Source organism: Halomonas saccharevitans (assembly GCF_900116405.1).
GTDB lineage: Bacteria > Pseudomonadota > Gammaproteobacteria > Pseudomonadales > Halomonadaceae > Halomonas > Halomonas saccharevitans.
Genome location: NZ_FPAQ01000058.1, coordinates 1 through 13,790, shown reverse-complemented (window position 1 = coordinate 13,790; position 13,790 = coordinate 1). Strand labels below are relative to the sequence as shown.

Genomic DNA, 13,790 nt, shown 5'->3' with positions numbered 1-13,790 from the left:
CGGTCGGCGTCGGAGTAGCCGCTGGGGCCGCCGGTGTGCTCGCCGCTGGCGCGCAGGGTCTCCATGAAGTCCCGCATCTGTACCCGCGCGCGGATGTTGTTGGCATCCAGCCCCTCGCCGCGGGTGGTCATCACCCGCGCCCCGCGCTCGATGGCCTCCAGGGCCAGCGGCAGGTCCGAGGTGATCAGCAGATCGCCCTTGGCGAGTCGCTCGACGATCTCGTTATCGGCGGCGTCGAAGCCCTGGCTCACCGCGAGGCCCCTGACCCACTTCGAGGGCGGCAGCGGCACGGCGTGGTTAGCCACGAACCAGGTCGGGGTGGCGGTGCGTTCGGCGGCGCGGACGATGATCTCGCGCGCTACCCGGGGGCAGGCGTCGGCATCGACCCAGAGGCTCGGCATGAAGGGCTCCTGAAGGGGTGGAACGAATAAAGCTGGCCAGGTCACCGCGACGATGGTAGCATGCGCGCTCCTCGCATGTGTTGACCCCACCATCATGACGACGCGACCTCCTCCTTACCGGAGAGGCAAGCGCCGAAGCGGGAAGCCCAGCAGCTAGAGCTGTGCCTCACGCGTTCGAATTGTGTAGATGGAGCGCCACCGAGATCCGCCACACGGGCGAGATCGGCGCCAACGGTCGCCACAGCGGCTCATGCGGCCATCGATTGCGATGGCATGGGCCGAATGCCAGGTGCGACCGGCGTCCCCGACTCCGATTTATGCTCTGCTCCGTCGCCTTCGGGCTGAATGGTTGGCAGGGTGCCTTGATGGCTTGACCGCGTCAGGGGCGCCACCGATGTTATTTGCCGGCGATGCCGGCCTACCAAGGTGTGATTCATGACCTCGACTTCTGTCGTCTCGCCGACCTTCGGCGAACTGGCCCTGCTGCCTGCCGTTCTTACTGCTGTTGAATCCCAGGGTTACACGACCCCGTCGCCGATCCAGGCGCAGACCATTCCCGCGCTGCTGGAAGGCCGCGACATGCTGGGTCAGGCCCAGACCGGCACCGGCAAGACCGCTGCCTTCGCCCTGCCGCTGCTCTCTCGTCTCGAGCTGACGCGTCGTGAGCCCCAGGTGCTGGTGATGGCCCCCACGCGGGAACTGGCTCAGCAGGTGGCCGCCTCCTTCAGCAAGTACGGTCAGAACCTCAAGGGCCTGGAAGTCGCCACGCTTTGTGGTGGTCAGGAATATCGCGAGCAGCTCTCCGCCCTGCGCCGCGGCGCCCAGGTCGTGGTCGGCACCCCGGGCCGCATCATCGATCACCTGGATCGTGGCAGCTTGAAGCTCGACGGCCTCTCCGCGCTGGTGCTCGACGAAGCCGACGAAATGCTGCGCATGGGCTTCATCGATGACGTCAAGCGCGTGGTCGCCGATACCCCCAAGAACGCCCAGCGGGTCTTCTTCTCCGCGACCCTGCCGACCGAGATCGAGCGTATCGTCAATCGCTATCTCGTCGACCCGGTCAAGGTGGCCATCGAGGCCAAGGTCGGCACCGCGGCCAGCATCGACCAGCGCATGGTGCGGGTCGACGGCGGCGCCAAGCAGGAGGCGCTGGCGCGCATCCTCGAGGTCGAGCCCGTCGACGGCGCCATCGTCTTCGTGCGTACCCGTGCCGCCTGCACCACCCTGATGGAGCAGCTCTCCGCCCGCGGCATGAGCGTCGCCAGCCTGTCCGGTGACCTGGACCAGAGCCTGCGCGAGCGCACCATCCAGCGCCTCAAGCGCGGCAAGGTCGACGTGCTGATCGCCACCGACGTGGCCGCCCGCGGCCTTGACGTGCCGCGCATCACTCACGTCATCAACTACGACCTGCCGCAGGACGCCGAGGCCTACACCCACCGCATCGGTCGTACCGGCCGTGCCGGTCGTACCGGTATCGCGATCACCTTCGTCGGCTTCCGCGAAGGCCGCAAGGTGGGCTGGCTCGAGCAGGCCACCGGCCAGAAGATGAGCGAGATGCCGCTGCCCGACGAGGCCGCCATCCGCGCCCATCGCGACGAGATGTTCCACCAGCGCGTGGTCGCCGCCCTGACCGCCGGTGCCGATGAGCAGCGTGCGCTGATCGAGCGTCTGGTCGAAGAAGGTCACGACCCCATCGAGCTGGCCTGCGCCTTCTCGCGCATGGCACGTGCCGACGAGCCGCCGATCGGGCGCCTGCAGGCGCCCCGCGCCGAGCGCAACAACGATCGCAACGCGCGTGATGCCAAGCCGAAGCGTCGCGACAGCGCGCCGCGCGAGGGCATGACCCGCTACCGCGTCGCCGTGGGCCACCAGGACGGCGTCAAGCCGGGCCAGCTGGTCGGCGCCCTGGCCAACGAGGGCGGCATCGAGGGCAACCGGATCGGTCGCATCGATATCCGCACCGCCTTCTCGGTGGTTGAGCTGCCGAGCTCGCTGCCGGAAAGCATCCTGGCCAAGATGGCTCGGGCTCGCGTCGCCGGCCGTCCGCTGGAGATCAGCGAGGACAAGGGCGCACCCGAGCGTGCTCCGCGTCGTCGTCGTGACGACGAGGCACCGGTGAAGCGTCGCGAACGGGCCTGAGCCCGGCTAGCGTCGCCGCCCCGGGTGTCCACGACACCTGAGGGCAGGACGACGTCGGTAATCATGGCAGGCCGGGGATCCCCCCGGCCTGCTTGTCGTTGATGGTTCGAAAGAGGAATGACACGAGCATGTGGAAGCGCTTGCCATTTCGGCTGCGGGGCTACCTGATCACCATGACCGGGGTGCTGCTGCTCTCGCCGGATGCCCTGCTGGTCAAGGAAACCGGCGTATCGCCGCAGACCTTCCTGTTCTGGCGCGGCCTGCTGCTGGGCAGCGTGCTGCTGATGATCGCCCTGGCGCGCTATGGTCGTCGCCTGCCCGAGGCGATCCGCGCCTGCGGGCCCGCCGCCTGGTGGTGTCCGCTGGCCTTCGCCGCCAGCGGCTGGGCCTTCGTCGTCGCCAACCGCTTCACCTCGGCCGGTAACGTGCTGGTGATGATGAACCTGGCGCCCCTGGTAGCCGGGCTGATCGGCCTGGTGTTCTTCCGGCAGCGGCTGCGCCGCCAGACCTGGGTGGTGATCGCCATCTGCGTCGGGGGGGCCAGCCTGATGGCCGCCGGCGAGGTGGGGCAGGGCAGCCTGCTGGGGCTCGGTGTGGCGCTGTTCGTGCCGATCTCTATCGCCATCAACACCACGGTGGCCAGTGCCCAGAAGGGCGAGCGTCGCCGCGGCATCGACACCACGGTGATCCTGCCGCTGGGCTGTCTGGCGATGTTGCTGCCGGCCGTCCTGGTCGGCGGCGCGAGCCTGCCGCCCGCCGAGGACGTGCCGCTGTTGGCGATCATGGCGCTGTTCCTGCCGGCCGCCTACTTCCTGATCCAGACCGGGACTCGCTACCTGCCCGGCGCCGAGGTCAGCCTGGTGCTGCTGCTGGAGACCCTGCTCGGCTCACTGCTGGTGTGGTGGTGGGTCGGCGAGGTGCCTACGGACCTGGCGCTGATCGGCGGCGGCATCATCGTCGTCACCATGATGACGAGCTCCCTGCGTGACCTGCATCGCCAGCGTCGCAAGGCCGCCGAGGGAGCCCCGGATATCGGGCGCATCCAGCAGCGGGCCCTGGAGGACGAGGCGCCGGCCGGAGAGGCCGCCGAGGGCTCACGCCGCTAGCCCCGTGCCGTTAGTCCGCTAGACGCGACACGAAACGCCCCCGCACCGTCCGTGAACTGCACCCCGAAAGTTGGACACCCATTCCAACCTTCGGGGTGCTTTTATGTTTGAGGTCTTTTTCGAGGCGCGGTCTTATCCGAGCTCTCGCGTGCCCGGGGCTCAGGCGACGCTGGGCGTGAGCGCGAGCCGCTCGGCGAAGCGGGCCAGCAGGCCGCCGGCCTCGGGGGTGGGCGCGACCGCGGCCAGCCGCGCCTCGGGCTTCTCGCCCTGGGCGGCGAGGGCCTCGCGCTGGTGGGCGAGATAGGCCCGCATCACATCGGCGCTGAATTCCGGATGGAACTGCACGCTCCACTGCCGCGGCCCATGGCGCAGCGCCTGGAAGGGGTCATGGTCGTTGTCGGCCAGCACCTCGGCGCCCGGCGGGGCGCTCAGCACCGACTGGGAATGCGTCAGCTGGGCCGGAAAGGTCGCCGGTAGGGCGCCGAGCAGCGGGTCGGCGCGCCCGGCCGCGGTCAGGCGCAGCCGGCGGGTGCCGACCTCGCGGCCGTCCGGGTGGTAGCCGCTCTCGCCGCCGAAGGCCGCCGCCATCAGCTGGTGGCCATAGCAGACGCCGAGCATGGCGACGCCGCGGTCGCGGGCCTCGACGAGCCAGGGCTTGAGCGCCTCGCTCCAGGGTTCGGCGTCGCTGACCATGGCGTGGGAGCCGGTGATCAGCACGCCGTCCTCGGCCGCCGGCAGCGGCGGGACGCCCTCGGTGCGGGCATCGTGGACCGTCAGGGTGAGGTCGCGGCCGACTTCGGCCATGGGGGCGAGGGCGGCGAGGAAGAGGTCCTCGAAGTCGCCGTGGTCGCGGATTACGTCGGTGAAGCTGTCACCGGTCTTGACGATCATCAGGCGCGGCATGGGGGCTCCAGGCGAGGGCAGGAAGCCGGCATTCTACTTTCGTTGTAGCCGCTCGCCCAGTGCCGCCATGAATCGCGTGCCCGCCTCGAGCTGCTCGATGTCGATGTACTCGTCGGGCTGGTGGGCCTGGCCGATGCTGCCTGGCCCGCAGATCACCGTGGGCAGCCCCTCGCGCTGGAACTGGCCGGCCTCGGTGGCGTAGGCCACGGCCCCGGCGGGACGCTCGTCGAGCAGCTCGCGGCAGAGCCCCAGCACCTCGGCATTGTTGTCGTCGGCCAGCGCCGGCACCGTGGTGTTGAGCGCCTCGGTGACGATGCCGGCCTCCGGCGCGCGCCTTTGCATCTCGGCCTCGAGCTCGACGGCGGTGGCGTTCACGCGCCCCAGCAGCTCCTCGAAGCGGTCGCTCGGCAGGTGGCGAATCTCCCACTCGAACGAGCACTCCCGGGCCATGATGTTGATCGCCGTGCCGCCCTGGATCTTGCCCACGTGCAGGCTCGAGTGCACGACGTTGAAGGCCTCGTCGACGCGGCCCTCGGCGCGCAGCTCGGCCATCACGTCCTCGATGCGGGTCACCAGGCGCGCGGCCACATGGATCGCCGAGACCCCCTGGTTGACCTGGCTGGAGTGGGAGGCGCGGCCGGTGACGGTGGTGCGCAGGTTGGTGGCACCCTTGTGAGCCACCACCGGGTGCATCATCGTCGGCTCGCCGACGATCACCGCGGCCGGGCGGGGGTGATCGGCGAGAAGCCGCTCGATCATGCGCGGGGCGCCGATGCAGCCCACCTCCTCGTCATACGAAAGCGCCAGCCAGATCGGCGTTTCGAGCGGAAGGCCCGTCCAGTGCGGCACCTCGGCCAGCGCGCAGGCGATGAAGCCCTTCATGTCGCAGGTGCCGCGGCCGTAGAGACGGCCGTCGCCCTTGTCGACCAGCGTGAACGGATCGGTGGACCAGGGCTGGCCGTCCACCGGCACCACGTCGGTATGGCCGGAGAGCACCACGCCGCCCGCCACGTCCGGCCCGATGCGCGCCAGCAGGTTGGCCTTGCCGCCATCGTCGCTCTCGACGCGCCAGTGTTCCACGCCGTGCTCATCCAGGTAGCCCTCCACGAAGGCGATCAGGTCCAGATTCGAGTCCCGTGAGACGGTGGCAAAGCCCACCAGACGGTCGAGTAGCTCGGCGGCGGTCATGGCGCGCTCCTTGATGACGATGATCGAAAGCCTATCACGACGGCCTGGGCGGGAGCGCGTCCGGCTGGACCCTCGGCGTACCGGGATGGTCAGATAGCCGGCGGGCTGCGCAAGCGGCGTGTCACCCACTCAGACGGGGAGAACCCCATGACGGATCAGCAGTGGAGATCGCATTGGATCGCGCGGTGCATCGAGCGGGCCGACGACAACGCCGCTCGCGGCCAAGCGCCGTTTGCCGCCCTGGTCGTGAAGGATGACATCCTCGTCGGCGAGGGCGTGAACGACGTAAAGGCCACGCAAGACCTGACCGGCCATGCCGAGATCCGCGCCCTGCAGGCCGCAGCCGATCACCTGGGCACCCGGCGGTTGGCCGGTTGTGTGCTCTACACCAGCTGTGAGCCGTGCCCCATGTGCCTGGGCGCCATCTACTGGAGCGGCATCACCGAGGGCTATTTCGCGCTCTCCGTCGCCGAGCAGGCGGCCTTCGACGACCTGCCCGAGTTCCAGTACGCGGAGTTCGGCCGAGCGGCCCACGAGCGCCGGGTGCGGATGGTGCAGGCAATACCCGACGACGTGGATCCACGACGCCCGTTTCGCGTCGGCTGAGGCGTCTTGGCCGATCCTCACGCGTCCGAGGGCGTGAGGGACGCCACCGGCTGGTATCCCCCGGCGATCAGGCGCTCGGCCAGGGCGGCGATATGTGCGGGGCTGACCTCGCAGCAGCCGCCCACGATGGTCGCACCCCGCTCGATCCAGCGACAGGCATGTTCGGCATAGCCCGCGGGATCGAGATCCTGGCGCGTCTCCAGCGCCTCCACCGTGCCGCCGGGCGCGAGATCCGCCGCCGCCGTGAAGCCGTTGGCGTAGCCGCCGAACGGCACGCCGAGATCGGCCAGCTCCTCCATGGCGGTGGTGACTGCCTCGGGCACCGAGCAGTTGACCAGCACCGCCGCGGCGCCGGCCGCCACCACCGCCCGCGCGGCCTCGACCAGCGGCTCTCCGGAACGCAGACGCGTACCGTCGGTATCGTCCACCGTGAAGGCGACCCACGCCGGGGCGCCGTGCTCCACCGCCGCGCGGGTCGCGGCCAGCGCCTCGCGGGCCAGCGTCATGGTCTCGCAGATAAAGAGGTCGACCCCTTCGGCCTGGACCTGCACCAGCCGGCGATAGTCGTTCAGGCAGGTGGCGTCGTCGGGCACGACCTCAGAGTGATAGCTCGCCACCAGCGGCGGCAGGCAGCCCGCGATTCGCACCGCCCGCCCGCTCTGCTCGCGGGCCTTTCGAGCGGCGTTCAGCGCGGCGGCCTGCAACGGCTCGAACATGGCGGGCTCGCCGTCGCGCGCCAGGCGCTGCGGTGTGGCGCTGTAGTTGTTGGTGGTGATGATCCCGGCGCCGGCGTCGATGAAGTCGCGGTGGGCGGCGGTGACCAGCTGCGGTTCGTCCAGCATGACCTGCGCGGACCACAGCGGAGAGGCGGGGCGATCGCTGCGCCGCCTGAGCTCCTGTCCCATGCCCCCGTCCAGCAGCACTATGCGATGTTGTTCAGCGCTCATCCGATCACCGTCCTTCTTTGAATAGCCAATGCGAGGTTCGTTGTGTGGCAAATGCATGATGTGGCAAATGCATGCTCAGCCGGGCTATCGCTCGATGACCCCGGCCGTGCCAGTGTGCCTGCTCTAGCCGCTGTCTGCTCGAGCATCTTTCCGGTCAAGGGTCTGTCGGCTCGGGGAGGATCATTCCGGGCGCATACGCGACGATATCCTCGGGCTCGACCCAGCCAAGCGAGAGGCCGACGGTGTAGAAACTGGTCACGGAAAACTCGTGGATCTCGCTTGATGTGTGCGCCACGGTAATGCCGCCGCAGAGCCGGCAACAGCCAGCCTTGGTGACCTCCTGCAACAGGGCGAAGTCGCGGAAGTAGTCCTTCAGGGGCTTCTTGCCGAGGGCGTGACGGCGCGCATTCTTGCGCTCGATGTCGCGCTCCACGGCCGCCTCGAGCCGCGCCGTCGCGTCGGGCTGGCGGGCATTCAATAGCCGAGCGAGCTGGGAATAGCGCAGCTCCAGGATCACGTTGTCGCGGTCCGCGTTGGGCGCATGATAATCGGCGATCGCCTCATCCAGGCAGACCAGGCCCCGGGCCAGCTTGAACTCGGAGGCCACCCGCGGCGTGATGGCCGAGATGCCGCGGGCTTCCAAGGGGTCGCCCTGGGTGACGATCAGCGCCGGCTTGTTCCGGCGCCGCTCTGCCCAGTGCGCGCGCAGCCGCCGAGCCACGTGGGCGGCGACCTCATCGGGGTCGCGCGTATCGTGGCTCCCCATCCCCTCGATCACCACGGGGTGGTAGCGGCTCAGTGCCAGCAGCGGATCCTGGTGCAAGGCGCTTTCCCCCTCGTCGATGAAATCGCGTTACATCCTACCAGTGCGGCGCGGCCCTGGCGTCGGGAAGGGCCGGCGTCGCCTGCCCCGGTGCGCCGCCGAAATTGCAATCCTGTTGCGGCGAGGCATCATGAGAGAAGCAGGATCCACTCTTCTCCCTCCAGCTCTTCATCTCAGGTCAGGATTCGATGTCATCAGCGTTCAAGCCCCGCCATGGGAAACTCATCGAGCCGGATAGCCACGTGCAGGGCTTTCGCAAGGCGCGCGATGCGCGGCGCACCGAGCTGGCGGAGGATTACGTCGAGCTGATCTCTGACCTGATCGCCGACAGCGGCGAGGCCCGGCAGACCGATATCGCCCGGCGCCTGGGCGTCGCCCAGCCCACCGTGGCCAAGATGCTCAAGCGTCTGGCGGAGGAGGGACTGATCGTCAAGCGGCCCTACCGGGGGATCTCCATGACCGAGGCGGGCGAGCGCCTCGCCGCCGAGAGCCGGCGGCGCCACCGCCTCGTCGAGGCCTGCCTGCGCAAGCTCGGGGTCAGCGCCGAGACCGCGCGTCTCGATGCCGAGGGCATCGAGCACCACGTCAGCGGCGAGACCCTGGCCGCCTTCGAGCGCTTTCTCGACGACGGCTGAAGCGCCTTCCCGCTCAGCGAGCGCGCGGTCGACGGGCAGCGCCCTTCAACGCACGACAGCACACCATCACGTTCATACTGTTAATGGCTCTATCGGGTCGATAAGAAATGTATACTCTGCTGAGGTATAGCAAAGGCTATATTATCGGTGCGGTGATCACGTTCACGGAGAAGGGCATATGACACGCTGGAAGATGACGCTGGGCCTGCTGGCGCTGAGCGGCCAGACCATGGCGGCAGAGCCGCCGGTGACCACCGTGACCACCATCGGCATGATCGCCGACGTGGCACGCGAGGTAGGCGGCGACTGCGCCGATGTCTCGGCGATCATGGGGCCCGGGGTCGATCCCCACCTCTACCAGGCCAGCGCCCGGGACGTGGCGACCCTGCAGCAGGCCGAGCAGATCTTCTATTCCGGCTACTCCCTGGAGGGCCAGCTCGGCAACGTGCTGGAACGCTTCGCCGAGATCACCCCCACCGTGGCGGTAGCGCCGTCCTCCATCGACACGGCGAGCCTGATCACCGTCCAGGACGTCTACGGCATCGACCCGCACCTGTGGATGGACGTCTCGCTGTGGGCGCAGATCATTCCCACTCTCGCCGACGCCTTCGTCGAGGTGCGCCCCGACTGCGAGGCCGACATCCGCGCCAACGCCGAGGCCTACGCCAGCCAGCTCGAGGCGCTGCACGGCTGGATCGAGGCGAGCATCGCGACCATTCCCGAGGCGCAGCGCATCCTGGTCACCGCCCACGACGCCTTCAACTACTATGGCCGCGCCTACGGCATCGAGGTGGCCGGCATCCAAGGCATCAGCACCGAGACCGAGACCGGCGTGGCGGACATCCGCCGCATGACCCAGGTGGTGATCGAGCGTGAGGTGCCCGCGGTGTTCATCGAGAGCACCATCAACCCGCGCACCGTCCAGGCGGTGATCGACGCCGCCCGCGAGAAGGGCCATGAGGTCGAGATCGGCGGCCAGCTCTACTCCGATGCCATGGGCGAGGCGGGCACCGCCGGCGGCACCTACATCGGCATGCTCCACGCCAACACGCGGCACATCGTCGAGGCCCTCGGCGGCGAGCCGGCCGCGCTGTCCGAGGCCCTCGAAGGCTGGGCCGAGCGCTGGGAGATCCCCGCCAGCTGATCGCCGTCTGCCGACGAGCCCCCTCGTCCTGACCGCCGAACGTATTGACCGCCACCCCTGGAACCGCCACCCCGCGAGAGAGCCCCATGTCGACGACGCTTCACGAACCGGACCTGGCCCTGCACGTCGAGGACCTGACCGTCAGCTACCACAGCAAGCCGGTGCTGTGGGACATCGACTTCGACGTGCCGCCCGGGGTGATGGCCGCCATCGTCGGCCCCAACGGCGCCGGCAAGAGCACCCTGATCAAGAGCGTGCTGGGGCTGGTGCCCACGGTGGCGGGCCACGTCACCCTGCACGGCCGGCCCTACAAGGCGCAGCGCCGCCGGGTCGGCTACGTGCCGCAGCGATCCAGCGTCGACTGGGACTTCCCCACCACCGCGCTCGACGTCGTCACCATGGGGCTCTACGGCCGGCTGGGCTGGCTGCGTCGCCCCGGGCGCCGCGAGCGTGACGAGGCGATGGCGGCACTGGAGCTCGTCGGCATGGCCGACTTCGCCCGCCGCCAGATCAGCCAGCTCTCCGGCGGCCAGCAGCAGCGGGTGTTCCTGGCCCGGGCGCTGGTGCAGAAGGCCGACGTCTACTTTCTCGATGAGCCCATGGCCGGGGTCGACGCCACCACCGAGCGCGCCATCGTCGACATCCTTCGCCGCCTGCGCGACGAGGGCAAGACGGTGATCGTGGTGCACCACGACCTGCAGACGGTGCGCAGCTACTTCGACTGGCTGCTGATCCTCAACGTGCGGGTCATCGCCCAGGGACCGGTCGCGAAGGTCTACACCGCCGACCACCTGCGTCAGGCCTACGGCGGCCAGATCGCGCTGCTCGACCAGGGGACCTTCCTCTCCGAGGAGGCGGCCGCCGAGCCCGCGGAGCGGGTCGAATGAGCGTCGTCGAGCTGCTCTCCGACTACACCATCCAGAACGTCGTCGCCGGGGCGGCCCTGCTGGGGCTGATCAGCGGCGTGCTCGGCACCTTCGCGGTGCTGCGCCGCCAGAGCCTGCTCGGCGACACCATGTCCCACGCCGCGCTGCCCGGGGTCTGCCTGGGCTTCATCATCGCCGGCACCCGGGAGATCGGCAGCATCCTGCTCGGGGCGCTGGCCACCGGCGCGCTGGCCGCCCTGATCATGCTGCTGCTGACGCGCATGAGCCGGCTCAAGACCGACGCCGGCCTCGGCATCACCCTGAGCGTCTTCTTCGCCATAGGCGTGGTGCTGCTGACCCATATCCAGGGCATGAACAACGCCTCCCAGGGCGGCCTCGACGCCTTCCTGTTCGGCCAGGCGGCGGCGACCCTGCGCTCCGACCTGTGGATCATGGGCGGCATCACCGCCGTGGCGCTGGCGCTGGTGGCGGCGCTGTGGAAGGAGTTCAAGCTGGTCTCCTTCGACCCCGAGTTTGCCACCTCCCTGGGTATGCCGGTGGCCTGGCTCGAGGTGCTGCTCACGGTGATGGTGGCGCTGGCCGTGGTGGTCGGGCTGCAGATGGTCGGCGTGGTGCTGATGGCGGCGATGATCATCGCCCCGGCGGTGGCCGCCCGCCAGTGGAGCCGTCGTCTCGAAGACATGGTGCTGCTGGCCGCGCTGATCGGCGTGGCCGGCGGCATCTTCGGCGCGCTGTTGAGCGCGCTCTCCCGGGGGCTCGCCACTGGGCCGCTGATCATCCTGAGCGTCTCCGGCGTGGTGCTGGTGTCGATGACCCTGGCCCCGGAGCGCGGCTTCCTGTGGGAGGCGGTGCGCCGGGTTCGCGCACGGCATCGGCTGCGCTACCAGCAGGTGCTCACCACCCTCTACCGGCTCGCCGTGCATCACGACGACCCGGTCTATCGCTCGGAGCAGGGCATGCTCGACACCTACCACGGCCTGCGCACCCGCGCCGTGCTGCGTCAGCTCGAGGGCCGCGGTCTCACTGAATGGCAGGCCTCGCCGCCCGGCGAGCCGGGGCCTGCCCGGCGCTGGGTGCTGACCCCGGCGGGCATCGCCGAGGCCGAGCGGGTGCTGGCATCGCTCGGCCGGGAGAACGCCTGATGCTCACCGCCCTGCTCGACAACGTGGCCCTGCAGATCATGCTGGTCGGCGCCCTGGTGGGCATCGCCTCCACCCTGGTGGGCACCTTCCTGGTGCTGCGCGGCACCAGCATGCTGTCTGATGCCATCGGCCACTCCATCGTCTTCGGCATCGTCATCGTCTGGCTGATCACCCATCAGCAGAGCGGCCCGGTGCAGATCCTCGGCGCCGCCCTGGCCGGCGTGCTCACGGTGTTTCTCACGGAGCTTCTGGTCAGCACCCGGCGGGTCAAGAAGGACGCTGCCATCGGCCTGGTCTTCCCCGTGCTGTTCTCGATCGGCGTGCTGCTGCTCAACCTCTACGCCCGGGACGTGCACATCGACACCCACACCGTGCTGCTCGGCGAGATCGGCTTCGTGTGGCTCGATACCGTGACCCTCGGCGACTACCGGGTGCCGCGTTCGCTGCTCTCCATGGGCGCCATGACGCTGCTCAACGCCGCCTTCGTGGTGCTGTTCTTCAAGGAGCTCAAGCTCGCCACCTTCGACGAGGCTCTGGCCCGGGCGCTGGGGCTGGCGCCGGGGCTGCTCTTCTACGGCCTGCTGCTGCTGACCAGCGGCACCGCCGTGGCGGCCTTCGACGCGGTGGGGGCGGTGCTCTTCGTCGCCTTCGTCATCGTGCCGCCCTCGACGGCCTACCTGCTCACTGACCGGCTGTGGCTGATGTTCCTCTATGGCATCGCCGTCTCTATCGGCTCGAGCGTCAGCGGCTACGCCCTGGCGGTGGCCTGGGACGTCTCGATCGGCGGCATGATGGCGGTGATGACCGGCGTCTTTCTGATGCTGGCCTTCCTCGCCGGGCCGCGCTACGGCGTGGTCGCCCAGCTGCTGCGCCGCCGTGGCCAGCGCCGCCACAACGAGATCCGCACTCTCGCCGTGCACCTCTTCAACCACGAGGGGGAGCCGGAGCAGGGCGAGGAGAACGTCATTCGCGCCCTGCGCGACCACCTGCGCTGGGACGCCGCCAAGGCCGGCCGCGTAGTGCAGCGCGGCAGCGACCAGCGGTTGATCGTGCGCGAAGGCGAGGCCCTGCGCCTCACCTCCCGGGGCCGCGAGATGGCCCGGGAGATCCTCGACCCCAGCGGCCGCTCGGCCGCATAAAGCCTTTCCTGAGGGTGTGCTGCTCTTAAGGAAGCCCGCCCTTGTGGAAGTGCTGCTTGCAGCGCGAAGGGCGCCGCAGGCGCCCCGACTGTCTCCTGCGACCTTTGCATGGCTGGCCCTCAGGCCGCTTTGGTGTCAGGCTGACCGGTAACGAAATGTTGCAAAGTGTCAGCGATGGCCCGCCAACCGGGCCGACATGCAGGGACAAGCACATGATCCTTAAGGAAAAGGATGCCTACCCAAGCCGCAAAAACCACCAAGAGAGCTCTAGGCCACAGGCTGGAAGAACATGTGCGGGTCCAAGAATGGACAGGTATCGCAGAGGTTATATGATTGCTACCGATCCAAAGCGGCCATGGTGGCAAAGGCAGCGAGCACGTTCATTGAGGGTATGTGTAGGATCCCGGATGATCAGATCGCCTATAGAAGTTATCCTCTGCTAGCAGCCAGAGAGCTTCTACAGCAATTCATTCGGGAGCAGGTTCATGGACATCAAGCTGCATAAGCAGGCTACGACGACACCGAAGATCCGTGCCGAGATCCAGGCAGCCCCCTCTAGCATCACGGATAGCGAGTTGGCCCGCCAATACGGCGTCGCCACCGCGACTATCCGGCGTTGGCGGTACCGTGACGATGTCCACGACCGACCGCACACGCGGCACAACCTGCTGGCCACGCTCACGCCCGAACAGGAAGAGGTGCTGATCGCGGCTCGTGAATTCCTTCGCCT

General features: G+C 68.8%; 13 protein-coding genes and 1 pseudogene. 9 read left to right on the top strand and 5 right to left on the bottom strand.

Annotated features, from left to right (window positions below; genetic code table 11):
- Nucleotides 1-401: YaiI/YqxD family protein (locus tag BM388_RS16675; RefSeq protein WP_089852251.1), on the bottom strand; the 401-nt coding region annotated here is incomplete at its 3' end.
- 435 nt (nt 402-836) lie between these two features.
- Between BM388_RS16675 and BM388_RS16670 the strand changes: the two genes are divergently transcribed.
- Together BM388_RS16670 and BM388_RS16665 are read left to right on the top strand one after the other, a co-directional pair.
- Nucleotides 837-2,540, top strand: a complete 1,704-nt coding sequence (locus BM388_RS16670) for a DEAD/DEAH box helicase (protein ID WP_089852249.1) — start codon at nt 837-839, stop codon at nt 2,538-2,540.
- Nucleotides 2,541-2,668: 128 nt separating this feature from the next.
- Nucleotides 2,669-3,646: a DMT family transporter gene (locus BM388_RS16665; protein WP_089852247.1), complete on the top strand. Its 978-nt coding sequence runs from the start codon at nt 2,669-2,671 to the stop codon at nt 3,644-3,646.
- Between the two features lie 159 nt (nt 3,647-3,805).
- On the opposite strand, the gene BM388_RS16660 is transcribed toward BM388_RS16665, so the two are convergent.
- Complete coding sequence (locus BM388_RS16660; RefSeq protein ID WP_089852245.1) at nt 3,806-4,549, bottom strand: glutamine amidotransferase; 744 nt, start codon at nt 4,547-4,549, stop codon at nt 3,806-3,808.
- Nucleotides 4,550-4,582: 33 nt separating this feature from the next.
- Complete coding sequence (gene argE, locus BM388_RS16655) at nt 4,583-5,737, bottom strand: acetylornithine deacetylase (protein ID WP_089852243.1); 1,155 nt, start codon at nt 5,735-5,737, stop codon at nt 4,583-4,585.
- Nucleotides 5,738-5,884: 147 nt separating this feature from the next.
- Between argE and BM388_RS16650 the strand changes: the two genes are divergently transcribed.
- Nucleotides 5,885-6,343, top strand: coding sequence for a nucleoside deaminase (locus BM388_RS16650; RefSeq protein WP_089852241.1), 459 nt, complete (start codon nt 5,885-5,887; stop codon nt 6,341-6,343).
- A gap of 17 nt (nt 6,344-6,360) precedes the next feature.
- Here BM388_RS16650 and BM388_RS16645 read toward each other — a convergent pair whose 3' ends face one another.
- Together BM388_RS16645 and BM388_RS16640 are read right to left on the bottom strand one after the other, a co-directional pair.
- Nucleotides 6,361-7,290, bottom strand: coding sequence for a homocysteine S-methyltransferase family protein (locus tag BM388_RS16645; protein ID WP_089852239.1), 930 nt, complete (start codon nt 7,288-7,290; stop codon nt 6,361-6,363).
- A gap of 154 nt (nt 7,291-7,444) precedes the next feature.
- Entirely contained in the window at nt 7,445-8,113 is a 669-nt protein-coding gene (locus BM388_RS16640) for a shikimate kinase (protein WP_089852237.1), read from the bottom strand.
- A gap of 188 nt (nt 8,114-8,301) precedes the next feature.
- On the opposite strand from BM388_RS16640, the gene mntR reads away from it, so the two are divergent.
- The 6 genes and pseudogenes from mntR to BM388_RS16610 form a co-directional block, all read left to right on the top strand.
- Nucleotides 8,302-8,748 carry a manganese-binding transcriptional regulator MntR gene (gene mntR / locus BM388_RS16635; RefSeq protein WP_089852235.1) on the top strand — a complete coding sequence of 149 codons (447 nt, stop codon included), beginning with the start codon at nt 8,302-8,304 and terminating at the stop codon, nt 8,746-8,748.
- Nucleotides 8,749-8,926: 178 nt separating this feature from the next.
- The gene (locus BM388_RS16630) at nt 8,927-9,892 is read left to right on the top strand and encodes a metal ABC transporter solute-binding protein, Zn/Mn family (protein ID WP_245781582.1); all 966 of its coding nucleotides are present in this window, start codon (nt 8,927-8,929) and stop codon (nt 9,890-9,892) included.
- A gap of 86 nt (nt 9,893-9,978) precedes the next feature.
- Nucleotides 9,979-10,779, top strand: coding sequence for a metal ABC transporter ATP-binding protein (locus BM388_RS16625; RefSeq protein ID WP_089852232.1), 801 nt, complete (start codon nt 9,979-9,981; stop codon nt 10,777-10,779).
- A complete protein-coding gene (locus tag BM388_RS16620) occupies nt 10,776-11,921 on the top strand; it encodes a metal ABC transporter permease (RefSeq protein WP_089852230.1) in 1,146 nt (381 codons plus the stop codon). Before BM388_RS16625 ends, BM388_RS16620 begins: the two co-directional genes overlap by 4 nt.
- A complete protein-coding gene (locus BM388_RS16615; RefSeq protein ID WP_089852227.1) occupies nt 11,921-13,060 on the top strand; it encodes a metal ABC transporter permease in 1,140 nt (379 codons plus the stop codon). The genes BM388_RS16620 and BM388_RS16615 overlap by 1 nt, the downstream gene beginning before the upstream one ends.
- Nucleotides 13,061-13,545: 485 nt before the next feature.
- Nucleotides 13,546-13,790, top strand: a pseudogene (locus tag BM388_RS16610) (IS481 family transposase); the annotation flags it as partial.

Coding starts and splice junctions, on each gene's coding strand:
- BM388_RS16630 (WP_245781582.1), top strand. CDS start 8,927: ATGACACGCTGGAAGATGACGCTGGGCCTGCTGGCGCTGAGCGGCCAG.
- BM388_RS16650 (WP_089852241.1), top strand. CDS start 5,885: ATGACGGATCAGCAGTGGAGATCGCATTGGATCGCGCGGTGCATCGAG.
- BM388_RS16620 (WP_089852230.1), top strand. CDS start 10,776: ATGAGCGTCGTCGAGCTGCTCTCCGACTACACCATCCAGAACGTCGTC.
- BM388_RS16615 (WP_089852227.1), top strand. CDS start 11,921: ATGCTCACCGCCCTGCTCGACAACGTGGCCCTGCAGATCATGCTGGTC.
- BM388_RS16645 (WP_089852239.1), bottom strand. CDS start 7,290: ATGAGCGCTGAACAACATCGCATAGTGCTGCTGGACGGGGGCATGGGA.
- BM388_RS16670 (WP_089852249.1), top strand. CDS start 837: ATGACCTCGACTTCTGTCGTCTCGCCGACCTTCGGCGAACTGGCCCTG.
- argE (WP_089852243.1), bottom strand. CDS start 5,737: ATGACCGCCGCCGAGCTACTCGACCGTCTGGTGGGCTTTGCCACCGTC.
- BM388_RS16665 (WP_089852247.1), top strand. CDS start 2,669: ATGTGGAAGCGCTTGCCATTTCGGCTGCGGGGCTACCTGATCACCATG.
- BM388_RS16660 (WP_089852245.1), bottom strand. CDS start 4,549: ATGCCGCGCCTGATGATCGTCAAGACCGGTGACAGCTTCACCGACGTA.
- BM388_RS16625 (WP_089852232.1), top strand. CDS start 9,979: ATGTCGACGACGCTTCACGAACCGGACCTGGCCCTGCACGTCGAGGAC.
- mntR (WP_089852235.1), top strand. CDS start 8,302: ATGTCATCAGCGTTCAAGCCCCGCCATGGGAAACTCATCGAGCCGGAT.